The organism is Mesorhizobium sp. M0998, assembly GCF_040318885.1.
GTDB lineage: Bacteria > Pseudomonadota > Alphaproteobacteria > Rhizobiales > Rhizobiaceae > Mesorhizobium.
Genome location: NZ_JAMYND010000008.1, coordinates 192,539 through 207,482 on the forward strand (window position 1 = coordinate 192,539; position 14,944 = coordinate 207,482).

At 64.0% G+C, this 14,944-nt stretch carries 18 protein-coding genes; 10 read left to right on the forward strand and 8 right to left on the reverse strand.

What is annotated here, in order from left to right:
- Window positions 1–153: 153 nt before the first annotated feature.
- Window positions 154–627: a VOC family protein gene (locus NKH59_RS10580; protein ID WP_352743080.1), complete on the forward strand. Its 474-nt coding sequence runs from the start codon at window positions 154–156 to the stop codon at window positions 625–627.
- A 172-nt stretch (window positions 628–799) separates the two neighbouring features.
- On the opposite strand, the gene NKH59_RS10585 is transcribed toward NKH59_RS10580, so the two are convergent.
- The 4 genes from NKH59_RS10585 to NKH59_RS10600 all read right to left on the reverse strand — a co-directional run bounded on the left by NKH59_RS10585 (window position 800) and on the right by NKH59_RS10600 (window position 4,627).
- Window positions 800–2,392: a peptide chain release factor 3 gene (locus tag NKH59_RS10585; protein ID WP_023676361.1), complete on the reverse strand. Its 1,593-nt coding sequence runs from the start codon at window positions 2,390–2,392 to the stop codon at window positions 800–802.
- An 89-nt stretch (window positions 2,393–2,481) separates the two neighbouring features.
- Window positions 2,482–2,844, reverse strand: coding sequence for a hypothetical protein (locus NKH59_RS10590; RefSeq protein WP_352540430.1), 363 nt, complete (start codon window positions 2,842–2,844; stop codon window positions 2,482–2,484).
- Window positions 2,845–3,104: 260 nt separating this feature from the next.
- A complete protein-coding gene (locus NKH59_RS10595; RefSeq protein WP_352681389.1) occupies window positions 3,105–4,031 on the reverse strand; it encodes a haloalkane dehalogenase in 927 nt (308 codons plus the stop codon).
- Window positions 4,028–4,627, reverse strand: a complete 600-nt coding sequence (locus NKH59_RS10600) for a TetR/AcrR family transcriptional regulator (protein ID WP_352614617.1) — start codon at window positions 4,625–4,627, stop codon at window positions 4,028–4,030. The genes NKH59_RS10595 and NKH59_RS10600 overlap by 4 nt, the downstream gene beginning before the upstream one ends.
- 118 nt (window positions 4,628–4,745) lie before the next feature.
- On the opposite strand from NKH59_RS10600, the gene NKH59_RS10605 reads away from it, so the two are divergent.
- Window positions 4,746–5,822 (forward strand): NAD(P)/FAD-dependent oxidoreductase, encoded by a 1,077-nt coding sequence (locus NKH59_RS10605; RefSeq protein WP_352540433.1) that lies wholly within the window; start codon window positions 4,746–4,748, stop codon window positions 5,820–5,822.
- Here NKH59_RS10605 and NKH59_RS10610 read toward each other — a convergent pair.
- Both NKH59_RS10610 and NKH59_RS10615 read right to left on the reverse strand, forming a co-directional pair.
- Window positions 5,816–7,189, reverse strand: coding sequence for an amidase (locus NKH59_RS10610; protein WP_352995432.1), 1,374 nt, complete (start codon window positions 7,187–7,189; stop codon window positions 5,816–5,818). The two genes, NKH59_RS10605 and NKH59_RS10610, sit on opposite strands and share 7 nt — an antisense overlap.
- Window positions 7,190–7,359: 170 nt before the next feature.
- Window positions 7,360–7,575, reverse strand: a complete 216-nt coding sequence (locus NKH59_RS10615) for a DUF6356 family protein (RefSeq protein WP_352469961.1) — start codon at window positions 7,573–7,575, stop codon at window positions 7,360–7,362.
- 115 nt (window positions 7,576–7,690) lie between these two features.
- Here NKH59_RS10615 and NKH59_RS10620 point away from each other — a divergent pair, with 115 nt between their 5' ends.
- From NKH59_RS10620 to NKH59_RS10630, 3 genes are all read left to right on the forward strand, one after another.
- The gene (locus NKH59_RS10620; RefSeq protein ID WP_023676368.1) at window positions 7,691–8,161 is read left to right on the forward strand and encodes an Lrp/AsnC family transcriptional regulator; all 471 of its coding nucleotides are present in this window, start codon (window positions 7,691–7,693) and stop codon (window positions 8,159–8,161) included.
- An 84-nt stretch (window positions 8,162–8,245) separates the two neighbouring features.
- On the forward strand, window positions 8,246–8,731 hold the full coding sequence (dut, locus tag NKH59_RS10625) for a dUTP diphosphatase (RefSeq protein ID WP_352464297.1): 486 nt from the start codon (window positions 8,246–8,248) through the stop codon (window positions 8,729–8,731).
- The gene (locus NKH59_RS10630; RefSeq protein WP_353021732.1) at window positions 8,731–9,387 is read left to right on the forward strand and encodes an HAD family hydrolase; all 657 of its coding nucleotides are present in this window, start codon (window positions 8,731–8,733) and stop codon (window positions 9,385–9,387) included. Before dut ends, NKH59_RS10630 begins: the two co-directional genes overlap by 1 nt.
- Window positions 9,388–9,420: 33 nt before the next feature.
- Here NKH59_RS10630 and NKH59_RS10635 read toward each other — a convergent pair whose 3' ends face one another.
- Complete coding sequence (locus NKH59_RS10635; RefSeq protein WP_353021734.1) at window positions 9,421–10,005, reverse strand: TetR/AcrR family transcriptional regulator; 585 nt, start codon at window positions 10,003–10,005, stop codon at window positions 9,421–9,423.
- A gap of 82 nt (window positions 10,006–10,087) precedes the next feature.
- On the opposite strand from NKH59_RS10635, the gene NKH59_RS10640 reads away from it, so the two are divergent.
- The 4 genes from NKH59_RS10640 (at window position 10,088) to NKH59_RS10655 (ending at window position 13,325) form a co-directional block, all read left to right on the forward strand.
- On the forward strand, window positions 10,088–10,498 hold the full coding sequence (locus NKH59_RS10640; RefSeq protein ID WP_352458654.1) for an SRPBCC family protein: 411 nt from the start codon (window positions 10,088–10,090) through the stop codon (window positions 10,496–10,498).
- Between the two features lie 75 nt (window positions 10,499–10,573).
- Window positions 10,574–11,431 (forward strand): hypothetical protein, encoded by an 858-nt coding sequence (locus tag NKH59_RS10645; protein ID WP_353021736.1) that lies wholly within the window; start codon window positions 10,574–10,576, stop codon window positions 11,429–11,431.
- Between the two features lie 77 nt (window positions 11,432–11,508).
- Complete coding sequence (locus NKH59_RS10650) at window positions 11,509–12,312, forward strand: isocitrate lyase/PEP mutase family protein (protein ID WP_353021738.1); 804 nt, start codon at window positions 11,509–11,511, stop codon at window positions 12,310–12,312.
- Window positions 12,313–12,326: 14 nt separating this feature from the next.
- Window positions 12,327–13,325 (forward strand): proline racemase family protein, encoded by a 999-nt coding sequence (locus NKH59_RS10655; protein WP_352898966.1) that lies wholly within the window; start codon window positions 12,327–12,329, stop codon window positions 13,323–13,325.
- Here NKH59_RS10655 and NKH59_RS10660 read toward each other — a convergent pair.
- Window positions 13,322–14,017, reverse strand: a complete 696-nt coding sequence (locus NKH59_RS10660; protein ID WP_353021740.1) for a sulfate transporter family protein — start codon at window positions 14,015–14,017, stop codon at window positions 13,322–13,324. The genes NKH59_RS10655 and NKH59_RS10660 overlap by 4 nt on opposite strands.
- Before the next feature lie 212 nt (window positions 14,018–14,229).
- Between NKH59_RS10660 and NKH59_RS10665 the strand changes: the two genes are divergently transcribed.
- A partial coding sequence (locus NKH59_RS10665) for an adenosine kinase (RefSeq protein WP_353021742.1) occupies window positions 14,230–14,944 on the forward strand: 715 nt, incomplete at its 3' end.

The window sequence follows — 14,944 nt, forward strand, 5'->3', positions numbered from 1 at the left end:
AAAGACGCAGCCGGTCCAGGCCGTAAAAAAGTCAGAAGCGCTGTCGGATCGTGGTTTGCTCGAGCGTCCTTGAGCAGACGGCGGACCGGGCATCAATTGCCAGCCGGCCGTTTGCGAGCGAAACAAGCCAAAACCAGCCCGAGGAGCAAGCGAATGCAAAAGATCACCCCCTGCCTGTGGTTCGACGACCAGGCCGAGGAGGCCATGAACCATTACATCTCCATCTTCAAGAATTCGAAGGTGCTGAGCGTGATGCGCTGGCCCAAGGGCAGCGGCGATAATGAGGGCAAGGTGCTGATGGTCTCATTCGAGCTCGACGGCGTTCAGTTCCAGGCGCTCAACGGCGGCCCGCAATTCAAGTTCACCCAGGCAGTCTCGCTCTCCATCGACTGCAAGACGCAGGAAGAGGTCGACTATTTCTGGGACAGGCTCATCGCGGGCGGTGGCCAGCCCAGCCAGTGCAGCTGGCTGAAGGACAGATTCGGCCTCTCCTGGCAGGTCGTTCCCGAACAGCTGCCCAGGCTGCTGCTGGACCCCGACACGGAAAAGGCTGGCCGCGTGATGCAGGCGATGATGCAGATGAGCAAGATCGACATCGCCAAGATCGAAGAGGCAGCCAAGGGGTGAATGGAACGCGATCTTGCCTTCTCCCCCTGTGGGAGAAGGTGGATCGGCGCGAAGCGCCGAGACGGTTGAGGGGTGTGGGACGGAATGAGACGTTGGTGTTTTCTGGAACACCCCTCATCCGTCGCCTTCGGCGACACCTTCTCCCACAAGGGGAGAAGGGAAAACCAACAGCTCAAGCCGCCCTGTCGCGGACCTGATAATCCTTGACCGCGGTGAAGCGGATCGCCTTCCAGCGCTCGGCCTCGTAGTTGAGCGAGAAGGCGTGCTGGGCGAGGAACACCGGATCGTTGTCGAGGTCGCGGGCAATGTCGCCGCGATGCGCCTCGATGAAGCGCTGGAGCTCGGCCCTGTCGTCGGCCGATATCCAGCGGCAGACGGAAAAGCGCGACATTTCGAAATCGACCGGCAGTGTGTATTCGAAGTTTAGCCGCTCCTTCAAGACGTCGAGCTGCAGGGCGCCGACGACGCCGACGATGGCTGGCGAGCCGTCCTCCGGCGAGAACAATTGCACGACGCCTTCCTCGGCCATCTGGTGCAGCGCTTCCTTGAGCTTCTTGGCTTTCATGGCATCGCCGAGGCGAACGCGGCGCAGGATTTCAGGCGCGAAATTCGGCACGCCGCGAAACAGGATCTCCTCGCCCTCGGTCAGCGTGTCGCCGATGCGCAGCGTGCCGTGGTTGGGGATGCCGACGACATCGCCGGCGAACGCCTCGTCGGCCGTGACGCGGGTGCGGGCGAAGAAGAATTGCGGTGCCGACAGGCTCATCGGTTTCCCCGTGCGCACCAGCTTGGCCTTCATGCCGCGCTCGAGCTTGCCGGAGCAGACGCGCACGAAAGCGATGCGGTCGCGGTGATTGGGGTCCATATTGGCCTGGATCTTGAAGACGAAGGAGGTCATCTTGTCCTCGGTCGCCTCGACCTTGCGGCTGTCGGCCTCCTGCGCGCGCGGCGGCGGCCCGTAGGCGCCGAGCGCCTCGATCAGGTCGCGCACGCCGTAATTGCGCAGCGCCGAGCCGAAATAGACCGGGGTCAGATGGCCCTCGCGGAAGGCATCGAGGTCGAGCGGGCGACAGGCCGCGCGCGCCAGCTCCAGCTCCTCGATGAAGGCCTCGCGCTCGTTCTCCGGCAACAGGCCGGCGACGCGGTTGGAATCGGGTCCATTGACCGGCGTGCGCTCCTTTTCGGCGTCGCCCTTGCGCACCGCGTTCAGCGCCAGATGGTAGGTCCCGGAAAAGGTCTTGCCGCGGCCGATCGGCCAGGTGATCGGCGCTGTATCCAGTGCCAGCTTCTGCTCGATCTCGTCGAGGATGTCGAATGGGTCTCGGCTTTCGCGGTCCATTTTGTTGACGAAGGTGATGATCGGGATGTCGCGCAGCCGGCAGACCTCGAACAGTTTCAGCGTGCGCGGCTCGATGCCCTTGGCGGCGTCGATGACCATGACCGCGCTGTCGACCGCCGACAGCGTGCGATAGGTGTCGTCGGCGAAATCCTCGTGGCCGGGCGTGTCGAGCAGGTTGAAGACGGTGTCCTCGTATTCGAAGGTCATCACCGAGGTGACCACCGAAATGCCGCGCTCGCGTTCGATCTTCATCCAGTCCGAGCGGGTCTGGATGCGGTCCTTCTTGGCCTTGACCTCGCCGGCAAGCTGGATGGCGCCGCCGAACAAAAGCAGTTTTTCGGTGAGCGTCGTCTTGCCGGCGTCGGGGTGGGCAATGATCGCGAAAGTGCGGCGGCGCGATACCGCTTGTTCGATGTCTTCAGCCAATTTCATGGAATCCTGTCTGTGGCGCGGGCTTCTAGCAGCGCTTTTCCAGCGTGTCGAACGGAAACACCGCTGATACCCCGGCAGCAGGTTCAGTCTCTGACGATAGCCGCCTGCGTGACCGAGCCAACGTCATCCAGGCGCATAACCAGCCATTCAGAGTCGATCGAAAAAAATCCTCTTTCCGAACCAAGAATATAAACCAGACTCCAGTCCTCGAAATAGTCCGTCTTCGGCGGCTCGCCGAGCATGGCAACAACTTCTGCCCGCGATTTCCCAACCAACGCCCCGGTCAGCACCAAACCGTCAGCGATGCGATGGCGTTTATGCAAAGGATCCAGCCAGTTGTCGTCCTGCCACCAAGATCGAACGAACGGCAGCGGGCCAAAGAAGACGGCATAGACAATGGCGGCTCCGGCTGCAGCAAAAACCAACCCTTTTATCCAGCGGCGCAAATGACCCTCATGTGATTGAGCTGAACGTTTCCAGTGAGGCGATCGTCATCGACCCGCTTCGAGAGCGGTCCCGGCAACGCCCTTGGTAAGTCTGTAGCATGGTGGCAATGAGGGCAAGAAGTCCTGGGCGTTTGAAGGTACACGGCCGTGAGCAAGAACATCATCGTCATTGGATCCGGCATCATTGGCGCCTCCATCGCTTGGCACCGGCAGAGCTAAGCTGTCGACCTCTCCGGCTGCCGCCGGTTCACGTCCCGACGTCAGGCCGATTCGGTCGCTCGGCTCTCGAAGGCCACCTCCGGAATCCACTCGGCAATTGTGGCGCCGATCCTGTCGGCATGGTCCTCCTGTAGATAATGCGCGCCGGGTCCGAGATCGATCAACCGGCAGTTCTTCAGGCCGGCCGCGAATTCCCGTGCCGCATGCGGCGAGACGAGGGCCCCCGGATCGCCTGAGAAAAGCAGCTTCGGGTAGGAGGAGAGCCGGAGCGCCCGATGGTCGTACTCGCTGATGGCAGCGACATCGGCGGGCTGGCCTTCAATCGGCAGGTCGCGCGGCAGCCGCAGGATCGGCTTGCGCGATTGGGGCGTCGGGAACGGTGCCCGGTAGGAGGCCATTTCCTCATCGCTCATCGTGCGCAGCACCGCAGCCGGAAGCACCTTTTCGACGAAGACGTTGTCTTCCAGGACAAGCTTCTCACCGACGCCAGGCGTGCGCATTGCCTTGAACAATTCGCGCGCCTGCGGACGCTGGTGAAAATCGTCCCAACTCTCGAAGGGGCGGATGAATTCCATGAAGGCGAGGCCGAGGATCCGCTGCGGCCGCCGGGCCGCGAGATGGAAGGCGAGCGCGGTGCCCCAGTCCTGCGCGACGACCACCACGTCACTGATGCCAAGCGTCTCGATGAAGGCGTCGAGATAGCGGACGTGGTCGAAGAAGCGATAGTCGATGTCCGGCTTGCCGGATTGGCCATAGCCGATCAGGTCGGGCGCAATGCAGCGGCCGAACGGCGCCACATGCGGGATGATGTCGCGCCAGATGTAGGACGACGTCGGGTTGCCGTGCAGGAATAGCACCGTCGGACCGGCAGTACCTGCCTCGACATAGGAGATGGTGGAATCGAGTACCGCGACTTCCGAGCGCGGCACCGTTGTGCGGGATTGCTGCTTTTCGAGTTTCGGGTTCATCGGATCAGCTCCTTTTTTACGAAGACTGTTTTGAAGACGATATTCTTGAAACGCTCGAGCGGTTCGGGACTGCGCTCCACCTTCATGCGCAGCATCGCGCCTTGCCAGGAACTCAACAGGAAATCGGCGAGGTCCTCGGCATCGAACGCGTCGGTGATGTCGCCAGCCGCCTGGCCCTCGGCGATGCATTCGGCAAAGGGCTTGCGCCAGCGTTCGAAGATGGCGACGAGTTGCAGCCTCAGCGCCTCACTGTGAGCAGCCGTCTCGAGGCTGAGATTGCCGATCATGCAGCCCCGTGCCCAATCATGCGCCTCCAGCTTCGACGTGATGATTTCGAGATAGCGGCGCAAGCGCCCGACCGGGGGTGTGCCGTCCCGGGCAAGGGCCTGCTCCGCCAAACCGCTCACATAGGCGAAATAGCGGTCCAGCACCTCGCCGGTGAACGCCTCCTTGGAGGCAAAATGATTGGTGAAGGACCCCGGACGGGCATCGGCCGCGGCGACGATGTCGCGTACGCCGGCGGCCGAATAGCCGGAGCTCCAGATGGTTTTGAAACCGGCGTCGAGAAGTTTTTCGCGAAGTGAATGTCTAGCCATGCCAGGTAAAATACGTACGTACGTATTAAAGTCAAGAGGCACATTTGATACGGCTCGCTCTTGGCAGAACCCACGGGCAATGGCATCGCAGTGGTGGCGTTGGAACGAGGAGTGAAGCATGACAGCTGCGAAAGAAGTGATCGTCATCGGCGCCGGTATCATCGGCGCCTCCATCGCCTGGCACCTGACCAGGGCTGGAGCAAAGGTGACGGTCGTTGCCGGCAGCGGCGCCGGCGGCGTCGCGACACCGAATTCCTTTGCCTGGATCAATGCCAGCTGGGGTAATCCGCAGCCTTACTTCCGACTACGGACTCGATCGATGGCCGAATGGACGCGACTGGCGAACGAGGTGCCCGGCATCCCGTTGCAATGGTGCGGCGGCCTGTGCTGGGACCTGCCACGTCCCGAACTCGAAGCCTATGCGGCCGAGCACTCCGCATGGGGCTACGGCATCGAGCGTGTCGACCGTGCCGGAGCGGCCCGCATCGAGCCCAATCTGACCGAGCTTCCCGATTTCGCCCTTTATGTCGCCGAGGAAGGCGTTGCCGAGCCGGTCGCCGCCACGCAAGCACTGCTGGCCGACGCCGAACGGCGCGGCGCGCGAATTGTAGCCGGGACGACCGTCACCGCTCTGGTGCAAGCCAACGGCAGGATTGCCGGCGTCGATACATCCGGCGGGCGGATTGCTGCCGACGAGGTGGTGATCGCGGCCGGAGCCGGCTCTCCGGCAATCGCTGCCACAGCCGGGATAGAACTGCCGATCGAAACGCCGCCCGGCCTGATCGTGCATTCGCGCCCCTACGAAAAGCTGCTCAACGGCCTGGTGATCGGCGACCGCCTGCATATGCGCCAGACGGCGGAAGGCCGCGTCATCGCCGGCTCGGATTTCGGTGGCGCCGATCCCGGCATGGATGCCCCGGCCACCGCCCGCGACCTGTTTGCGGCGATGAAGGCGATGCTGCGCGGCGCGGATGGGCTGGAACTCGATTTCCACACCGTTGGCTATCGGCCGACGCCGGTCGATGGCTTTCCGATCATAGGCCGCGCCGAAGGCACGAGCGGCGTCTATGTTGCGGTCATGCATTCCGGCATCACGCTGGCGCCGGCCGTCGCCCTGTTCGCCGCCCGCGAAATCCTCGACGGCGAGCGCGATCCGCTGCTTGATCCCTACGGACTGGCGCGGTTTACTCAATAGCCGGGCGGACGGCGAAAGCCGCCGGCCAGCGGCTCGATTGCCCTGGCGATCCCGAGCAGGCGCCGCTCCGACCAGCGTTTGCCAACAAGCTGTAGTCCGATGGGCAGGCCATTGCTGTCCTGTCCGCAGGGCAGCGACAGTGCCGGATGGCCGCTGTAGTTGAACACCGCGCCATAGGCCGGCAGCATCCAGTAGCTTTGCGTCTTGCCGTCGACCTCGATCGGCGTTCCCGGCTCGCAATGCGGGAAGGCAGTGGCCATGGCGACCGGGCACAGCAAGGCGTCGCAGCCGTCGAAGAACCGTTCCCACGCCAGGATGGAGCGGTCGCGGCGGGCGAGCGCCTCGAACCAGCGCGAGACCGGCGTCGGCTTCTCCGGTGGTTTGGGCTGCGCCGCCTCCAGCATCATGCCGATCAGCGCACCGCCTTGTGCTAGGTCGTCGTGCAGGTCGAGCTCCGGCAATTTGGCATCCTCGACGATGGCGCCTGCCGACTGAAGCTCCTTTGCCAGACTTTCGACCGCCGCGCTGATCTCGCCGGCCACCGGAAAGCCCGGAAAGGACGGCGCGACGGCAATGCGCAAATTTCTGAGATCCAGCTCCGGCATGGTTTCGACCGGTACCGGCGCAAGGTCGGTATCGCTTCCATCCGGCCCGGCAATGAGGCCGTAGATCAGTGCCAGGTCCTCGACGCTGCGCGCCAGCGGTCCGAGGCAGGACATCAGCCGCACGCTGCGCGGCGCCCCGCCCGGGTCGGGGAAGGCGCCGGCGAGCGAGACGCGGTGCTCGGTCGGCTTGAGGCCGTAGACGCCACAAAAGGCGGCCGGCAGCCGGATCGAATCCTGCATGTCGGTGCCGACCTCGAACGGCGTCATACCAGTGCCGAGCGCCGCCGCCGCACCGCCGCTGGAGCCGCCGGCGGTGCGCTGGAGGTTCCAGGGGTTGCCGGTGCGGCCGAACAGTGGATTGTCAGACTGCCAGTCACCGAGCATCGTCGCCACGTTCGTCTTGCCCACCAGCACGCCGCCTGCCGCCTTCAGCCGGGCAACGACCGGACTGTCTGCCCTCGGAGCATAGTCGGCGAAGGCCGGGAAGCCGACGGCGGTTCTCATGCCGGCGGTTTCATGCGTGTCTTTCAGTGTGAACGGCACGCCATGCAGCGGCCCAAGGGCCTCGCCGCGCGCCTGCGCGTCGTCGGCTTTGACGGCGCGTTGCCGCGCACCGTCCCGATCGAGGGTTACGACGGCATTGACCGCCTTATTGTGCCTGTCGATCTGCGCCAGATGCTCGTCCAGCACCTCTATTGCGGAAACCGTACGGTCGCGGATGGCCGCGGCCAGTTTGGTGGTCGAGGAAAAGACGATATCCATGGTGAATGCTCCGGGCTATCGCGCCGCGATCCTCAAAATGGCGGATTGGCGCGTGGATACAAGCCTGGCTCGGCATTCGACGATGGCGGCGCTTGATCGGGATTGCGCTGCGGGGCCTGTTGAGGGTCGGCGCTGTCCAGCGGCCTCGCTGCGCTCGGTACCTCTGCGGCTTACCGTCCTCTGTTGTGCGTCCGCTCATAGAGCTCACGGATGATGCCGCTTGCCGTGGTCTCGAACAGAAACGGCAAGAAAGCATGAACGAGCGCGGCAAAGGCCGCCATGAACAATCGCGACGAGAACCATGCGGCGAAAGCCATATGGCCGAAATAACTCTCGCCGACCGCGGCCGGGTGAGAGGTGAAAAGTCTTGCGAGCCGTGCGGTCATGTCGATCCCTCCTGCCGGCATGAAGAGCCGGCGATGAGTATACTGGCATGGGTGTTCGGTTCATCGGTCTCAAATTGTCCTTGTGAAAGGCTGAATTTTGGGACAAACATCCCACATGGCGCCGGAAATCGACGAAATAGACCGGAGATTGCTGGCCGAGCTGCAACGCGACGGCACGCTGTCCGTCGACCAGCTCTCGGCAAGAATATCGCTGTCGCGCAATGCCTGCTGGCGCCGGGTGAAGCGGCTGGAGGAGGACGGCGTCATCACCGGCCGGGTGGCGCTGGTCGATGCCGACAAGCTTGGGCTCGGCCTTTCGGTGTTCATCCTGATCCGCACCTCCAACCACGATCCGGACTGGCTGCAAAGATTCCGAGCGGCGGTGACCGGCTTTGCCGAGATCACCGGCGCCTACCGCATGTCCGGCGATCTCGACTATGTCTTGCGCGCCCGCGTTGCCGATGTGAAGGCCTATGACCGGCTCTACCAGCGGCTGATCGCCAAGGTGGCACTATCGGACGTTTCGGCCTCCTTCGTCATGGAGGAGATCAAGGAGACCACGGTCGTTCCGATGGAACTGCGCTGAAGCGGAACTGTGCTGAAAGAAAGCCGTTGATAGCATTGCCGCCGAGTTGACTGGACCGGCGTTCGCGACGATAGGATCAGCCTCATGCGCGCAGCACTTTATCCTACCTCCGTCATCGGTCCGGCTGTCGGCTTCGTCAGGCTGCCGCATGGCGAGGGCTTGCCGCTTCCCGCCTATGAAAGCTCGGGCGCCGCCGGCATGGACCTGCGCGCAGCCGTCCCGGACGACAGGCCGCTCTTGATCCTGCCGGGAAAGCGCGCGCTGGTGCCGACCGGGCTGATCCTGGAAATTCCGGAGGGCGTCGAGGGCCAGGTCCGGCCGCGTTCCGGCCTCGCCTTCAAGCACGGGCTCACCTGCCTCAACACGCCGGGCACCATCGACAGCGACTATCGCGGCGAGGTCAAGGTGCTGCTGATCAATCTCGGTGACGAGGATTTCGCGGTGACGCGCGGCATGCGGATCGCCCAGATCGTCTTCGCCCCGGTGACGCAGGCGACCGTCGAGGAGCGCACATTGGCTGGCGGTACGGCGCGCGGCTCGGGCGGCTTCGGATCGACCGGCACGGCCTGATGAAAATACCCAAGCTCGTCATCTTCGATTGCGACGGGGTTCTGGTCGACACCGAGAACCTGGCCAATCGGCGCCTCGCCGAATGGCTGACCGCGGCCGGCTTTCCGGCCAGCTTCGAATATTGCCGCAAGAATTTCTCCGGCCGCAGCATGGTCTCGGTGCAGAAGGAAGTCGAGGCGACCGGCGTCAGCCTCGGCGCCGATTTCGTCGAGCGCTGGAACGCCGGCCTGCCGGACCTGTTCGCGCATGGCGTCGAGGCCATCCCCTTTGTTCGCGAGTTCATCGAAACCGTGCACGCCGCCGGCATCGCCACCTGTGTCGCCTCGTCGGCACGGGTGTCCAAAATGCACATCACGCTCGGCCAGACCGGACTGCTGCCGCTGTTCGACCATGCGCTGTTCAGCTCGACCATGGTCTCGCGCGGCAAGCCGTTCCCCGACCTCTTCCTGCATGCGGCAGCGACGATGGGCTTCGCGCCCGCCGACTGTATCGTCATCGAGGACAGCGTCGCCGGCACGACAGCCGGCATCGCCGCCGGCATGCGCGTCTATTCCTACCATGGCGACCCGCTTTCCGACCGCGACGGGCTGATCGAAGCCGGCGGCATCCTGTTCGACGACATGCGTGAACTGGCCGGGCTGGTGCCGATCCACTGATCGCCTATGCGCAAGCTGCATGCGCGCCCGATCTCAGACCGGGCGCGGCGCTCCAAGTACTCGGTCGACCGTGTCGCGTATGAGACTGCGCAGATTGGCCGGCCTGTCGAGATGACTGACGACAAGCAGGCCGTCGGCCGCCACTGTTAGCGCGTCCGCTGTGCGGTCCGGATCGGGATTTGCGTCCGCGATCAGCAGATCCCTTAGGATGCCCCATTTCCAGTGACGATGCTTATCGATTGCCTGGCGAACCGGGCTCCTCGGGTCGGGGTATTCGGCCGCGGCGTTCTGGAACGGGCAGCCGCGGTAGCCCGGCTGATCCGCCGCGTCGGCGATGAGATCGAATACGGCAAGGATCATCTGGCGAGGTGGCCGCCGGCCAAGGCTCGCGATTGCCGCCCGTCCTCCCTTGCTGAGCTCCTCGATGTAGGCGCGGACGAGATCGTCCTTGGCCGCGAAGTGATGATAGAACGTCGCCTTGGCAACGCCGGCCTCGGCGATGATGCGGTCGATGCCTACGGCACGGACCCCCTCCAGAGAAAACAGCGCGGTCGCCGTATCGACGATGCGACGGCGCGCAAGACTTTCGGGACGATCGTTGATTCGGGCTGCGGACATGCCTTGACCGTATAGCAGACAGGTCTGTATACATCCACATGTAGACAGACAGGTCTACCTATTAACAGAGGGACCAGCGAACATGGCTTCGATAGTCAGGGAAATCATCGTAGATGCTTCACCGGAAAGCGTATGGGCGACGGTGGGCGACTTCGCCGGCGGCGCCCAACGGATAGCCCCAGGCGTTTTCGTCGACTGCCGGGTGGATGAGGGCGACGTGCGGGCCCTTACTTTCGCCGACGGCAAGATCGTGCGAGAGCGGCTCATCGCCCGCGACGAGCAGAGCCGGCGGATCGTGTGGGGATGGCTCGGCGATGAGGTCACCCACGATAACACCTCCATGCAGGTCTTTGCCGAGGGCGAGGGCCGGAGCCGCCTGGTCTGGATCCACGACACTCTGCCCGACGAACTCGGCGCGTGGCTCGCAGCCGCCATGGATCAGCTGGTGCCGGTTTTCCAGCAGACCCTGGCGAGCCAAGCCAAGCCAACATAGTGAGGCAACGCCAGGGGTTTCCTCTTGGTCGCAAAATGCTCTAGCTTGCGCGCGCCCGACATAACGAGCGCGCGCATGACCTTCTCCCTGCTTCGTTTCATCTTTGCCTGCCTGCTGCTGCCCTGTCTTTGGACGACGGCCAGCGCGGAGGCCGTCAGCTTCCCGGAGCTCGGCAGCGCCGTCCCCGGCCACGGCGATGTCACCTATCTCGATCTCGCCAGGATGGTCATTCCCGATCTGGCCGCGGACAAGGACGGCTTTTTCCGGGGTTCGATTCCGATCGAGATGCGCCACATCGCTGGACCGGACTACGACGGCTCGCCGCCGGCGACGTCGGGTCTTTCCAGCGGCGACGTGCTCGACATCAAGGCCGGCGGCAAGGACCGGCTGGCGATGCTGCTCGACCTCGGCGACTCGCCTGACAGCGCTGAGGGTTATGCCGTGCTGGCACTCTACGACATCACCGGCAAGCCGGCCTTGCTCGACGCGGTCAATGTTGCCGTCGACCGCAGCACCTACTTTCGCGATCCGGGCAAGCTGTCGATCGGGCCCGGCGATGACGTCATCATCACCACGAGCACGCATTTCAATTCGAGCCAGGGCTATGTGATCGCGCCGCTGGTCATGGTCCGCAACGACAGGTTCGAGCTGATCGACATGATCTATACGTTCGACGAAAACCTCTGCACCAACCGAAGGACGCAGAATGCGGCCTTCCAGGCGATTGCCGACGGCCAGCCCTATGCAGCCATCAAGGTTACGGTGACCGACGCGACGCTGCCGGGCGATGAAAGCTGCGACGGCCAGCCGCCGCCAGAGGCGTCTTCGCGCGACATTTCCGTCACCTATCATTGGGACAAAAACGCTTCGCGTTACGTCAAGGATTCCGATGCGCTGGACCGATTGGCAGGAGAGAACGCCAAACGCTTCTGAGCCAACCGCATTTGTTTGCCCGGCGCCTTCCGCCGGGCTAGAATTTGCCTCACATTCTGCACTGGAGGGGAGCATCCATGGACAAGGGCAAGATTTTTCGCGACCTGCATGACTCGATCTTCGTCATGGCCAATTCCTGGGACGTTGGCACGACCAAGCTCTTGGCCTCATTCGGCTTCAAGGCGCTGGCCACGACCAGCGCCGGCTTTGCCTTTTCGCGCGGCCTGCCCGACGGCGCGGTGACGTTCGAGGCGATGATCCATCATTGCCGTGAAGTGTCAGCGGCGACCGGGCTGCCGGTTTCGGCCGACCTCGAAAAGGGCAAGGGCGACAGCGCGACAAGTGCCGGCGAGACCATCTTCGCCGCCGAGGCGGCTGGCCTCGCCGGCTGCTCGATCGAGGACCATACCGGCGAGCCCGCCAAGCCGATCTATGATTTTTCGCATGCCGTCGATCGCGTCGCGGCGGCGGCGGAAGCGGCACGGGCACTGAAACGCGATTTCGTCTTCACCGCGCGGGCCGAGAATTTCCTGTGGGGCAAGCCCGATCTCGACGACACGATCAAGCGGCTGCAGGCCTTCGAGAAAGCCGGTGCCGACGTGCTCTATGCACCGGGCCTGGGCGACATCGAGATGGTGCGAACCGTCTGCTCGGCGCTGACCAAGCCCGTGAACGTCATGGCCAGGCCCGGCTTCACCATCGCCGATCTTGCCATGGCGGGGGTAAAGCGCATCTCGCTCGGCCCATGGCTGACCAATTTTGCTTTCGGCATGCTGGAGACCGCGGCGCGCGAGATCCAGCAGGATGGCACCTTCGGCTTCACCCGCGCCGCCATGCCGTTCGGCAAGCTGCAGGCGCTGTTTGCCAAATCTTCAGCCTAGGTCGGGCCCGGCGAATGACGCTCACCGTCGTCGACATGCACACCGGCGGCGAGCCGCTGCGGATCGTCACCGGCGGCTACCCCGACATTCCCAAGGGCACGATCCTCGAAAAGCGTGCCTACGTGCGCGACTATCTCGATCATCTCAGAAAGATCCTGATGTTCGAGCCGCGCGGCCATTACGACATGTATGGCGCGCTGCTGGTGGAGCCCGACCTGCCGGGCGCCGACCTCGCGGTGCTGTTCATGCACAATGAGGGCTATTCGACGATGTGCGGCCACGCCATCGTCGCGCTCGGCCGCTACGCCGTCGACGAGCGGCTGGTGGCGCCACGCGAGCCGCTGACGACCGTCAATATCGAGGCGCCATGCGGGCTGATTTCGGCTGCAGTCGAGGTAAGGGATGGCAAGGCCGGCGCGGTGTCCTTCGAAAGCGTGCCGGCGTTTCTGTTTGCCCGCGACCGGCGGATCGAGCTGCCGGGCTATGGTCCGGTCGGCTTTGACATCGCCTATGGCGGCGCCTTCTATGCACTCGCCGACTGCCGCCAGTTCGGGCTGGAATTCGGCAGGAATCGGGTGCGCGATTTCGTCGATGCGGCGACCGCGCTGACCAATAAGCTCAAGGCCGAATTGCCGCTGTCGCATCCCGACCATGCCGATCTCGCCTTTCTCTACGGCACCATCCTGACCGACGGACAGGATGCGTTCTCCGATACGCCGACCAAAAACATCTGCGTTTTCGCCGAAGCCGAGGTCGACCGTTCGCCGACCGGCTCCGGCGTCACCGCGCGGCTGGCGACCATGCACGCCAAGGGTCAGATCGAAATTGGCCGGACGCGGCTGTTCGAGAGCATTGCCGGCTCGCGCTTTTCCGGCGCCGTCGTACGCACGGCCACGGCCGGGCCGCATGACGCCATCATCGCCCGCGTCGGCGGCCGCGCCTATTACTCAGGGCGGGCCGAATTCATCGTCGAGGACGATGATGAACTGGGGCGCGGCTTTCTGCTGCGCTAGCTCCCTTCCCGTGCCGAGATCGCCTTGTGCAGGTGCACCATCATGGCGGCGGCGAACAGTGGCGTCAGAAGGTTGAGCAGCGGCACGGCGAGGAAAGCGGCGACCACCAACCCGGCCAGGAACACGGTGATGGAGTGCTTTCTGCGCAACGCCCGTGCCTCGGCCTCCGGGCGAAAGCGCATGGCGGCGAACTCGAAGAACTCGCGCCCGAGCAGATAGCCGTTGACGACGAAAAAGGCGGCGATGTTGATGCCTGGCACCAGCAGAAGCAGCAGGGCGACGATATTGCCGAGGATGACGACGCCGAAAAACCGGATCGCTAGCACCAGCGAGCGCAACGCCGGCACGGCGCGGCCGGGCGGATCGTTTGGATAGTCGGTGCGCTCGACCACTTCGGCGACGTCGTCGAGGAACAGGCCGGCGATGATCGCCGTCACCGGCGCGATGAGCAGCGCCAAGCCCAGCGCAAGGCCGACGCCGGCGACGACGGCGCCCAGCCACCCGGCCCAGGAGGGTAGGGCGGGCAGCCATGCATCGATCCACGGCCAGGCCAGCCATTCGAACAGGCTCTTGATCCCGAACCAAAGCGCCGCCAGCGCCAGCAAGGTCAGCCCCAGCGTCTTCAGGAACACGGAACGGAATGCGGGCGAGAACTGCCGGCTCAAGGCGGCACGGGCGGCGTCGAGGATCACGGCGTTTCCAATTCCATGTCAAACGAGGCCATGGGCGATATTTCGGGATAGGCGGAGACAGGTCGCGAGACAAGCGCAAACCGCGCGATACGAAGCATGCGCTCTGCCCGGATTTATAACTCGCGGCCTAGGCAAAGCCGCATCAAACCGCTAGACCCGCCCGCGCCCGGCGTGGCAGAAAGCCGGTGGGCTTTTGGCGGAGACATGAATTGATGCCGGACTATGACGTGCTTTGTATCGGAAATGCCATCGTCGACATCATCGCCCAGTGCGACGAGGCGTTCCTGGAGACCAACGGCATCATCAAGGGCGCAATGAATTTGATCGACACGAGGCGCGCCGAACTGCTCTACAGCCGCATGGGCCCGGCCATTGAAGCCTCGGGCGGCAGCGCCGGCAACACGGCGGCGGGCGTGGCCTCCTTCGGCGGTCGCGCCGCTTTCTTCGGCAAGGTCTCCAACGACGCGCTCGGCGAAATCTACGCGCATGACATCCATGCCCAGGGTGTCGCCTTCGACACCAGGCCGCTTAACGGCGAACCGCCGACAGCGCGCTCGATGATCTTCGTCACGCCGGACGGCGAGCGCTCGATGAACACCTATCTCGGCGCCTGCGTCGAGCTCGGCCCGGAGGACGTCGAGGCCGACAAGGCCTCGGGCGCCGCGGTCACCTATTTCGAGGGCTATCTGTGGGACCCGCCGCGCGCCAAGGAGGCGATCCGGCAGACGGCTAAGCTCGCCCACGCCGCCGGGCGCGAAGTGTCGATGACATTGTCGGACTCGTTCTGCGTCGATCGCTACCGCGACGAATTCCTCGATCTGATGCGCTCCGGCACCGTCGATATCGTCTTTGCCAACAGCCACGAGATCAAGTCGCTCTACCAGACCGCTTCATTCGACGAGGCGCTGGCGCGGATCCGCAAGGACT

Excerpts from the sequence above, each read along its gene's own strand:
- NKH59_RS10620 (WP_023676368.1), top strand. The coding sequence starts at position 7,691 with ATGGCGCCGGAAATCGACGAAATAGACCGGAGATTGCTGGCCGAGCTG.
- NKH59_RS10580 (WP_352743080.1), top strand. The coding sequence starts at position 154 with ATGCAAAAGATCACCCCCTGCCTGTGGTTCGACGACCAGGCCGAGGAG.
- NKH59_RS10610 (WP_352995432.1), bottom strand. The coding sequence starts at position 7,189 with ATGGATATCGTCTTTTCCTCGACCACCAAACTGGCCGCGGCCATCCGC.
- NKH59_RS10640 (WP_352458654.1), top strand. The coding sequence starts at position 10,088 with ATGGCTTCGATAGTCAGGGAAATCATCGTAGATGCTTCACCGGAAAGC.
- NKH59_RS10655 (WP_352898966.1), top strand. The coding sequence starts at position 12,327 with ATGACGCTCACCGTCGTCGACATGCACACCGGCGGCGAGCCGCTGCGG.
- NKH59_RS10635 (WP_353021734.1), bottom strand. The coding sequence starts at position 10,005 with ATGTCCGCAGCCCGAATCAACGATCGTCCCGAAAGTCTTGCGCGCCGT.
- NKH59_RS10630 (WP_353021732.1), top strand. The coding sequence starts at position 8,731 with ATGAAAATACCCAAGCTCGTCATCTTCGATTGCGACGGGGTTCTGGTC.
- NKH59_RS10600 (WP_352614617.1), bottom strand. The coding sequence starts at position 4,627 with ATGGCTAGACATTCACTTCGCGAAAAACTTCTCGACGCCGGTTTCAAA.
- NKH59_RS10595 (WP_352681389.1), bottom strand. The coding sequence starts at position 4,031 with ATGAACCCGAAACTCGAAAAGCAGCAATCCCGCACAACGGTGCCGCGC.
- NKH59_RS10615 (WP_352469961.1), bottom strand. The coding sequence starts at position 7,575 with ATGACCGCACGGCTCGCAAGACTTTTCACCTCTCACCCGGCCGCGGTC.
- NKH59_RS10645 (WP_353021736.1), top strand. The coding sequence starts at position 10,574 with ATGACCTTCTCCCTGCTTCGTTTCATCTTTGCCTGCCTGCTGCTGCCC.
- dut (WP_352464297.1), top strand. The coding sequence starts at position 8,246 with ATGCGCGCAGCACTTTATCCTACCTCCGTCATCGGTCCGGCTGTCGGC.
- NKH59_RS10650 (WP_353021738.1), top strand. The coding sequence starts at position 11,509 with ATGGACAAGGGCAAGATTTTTCGCGACCTGCATGACTCGATCTTCGTC.
- NKH59_RS10605 (WP_352540433.1), top strand. The coding sequence starts at position 4,746 with ATGACAGCTGCGAAAGAAGTGATCGTCATCGGCGCCGGTATCATCGGC.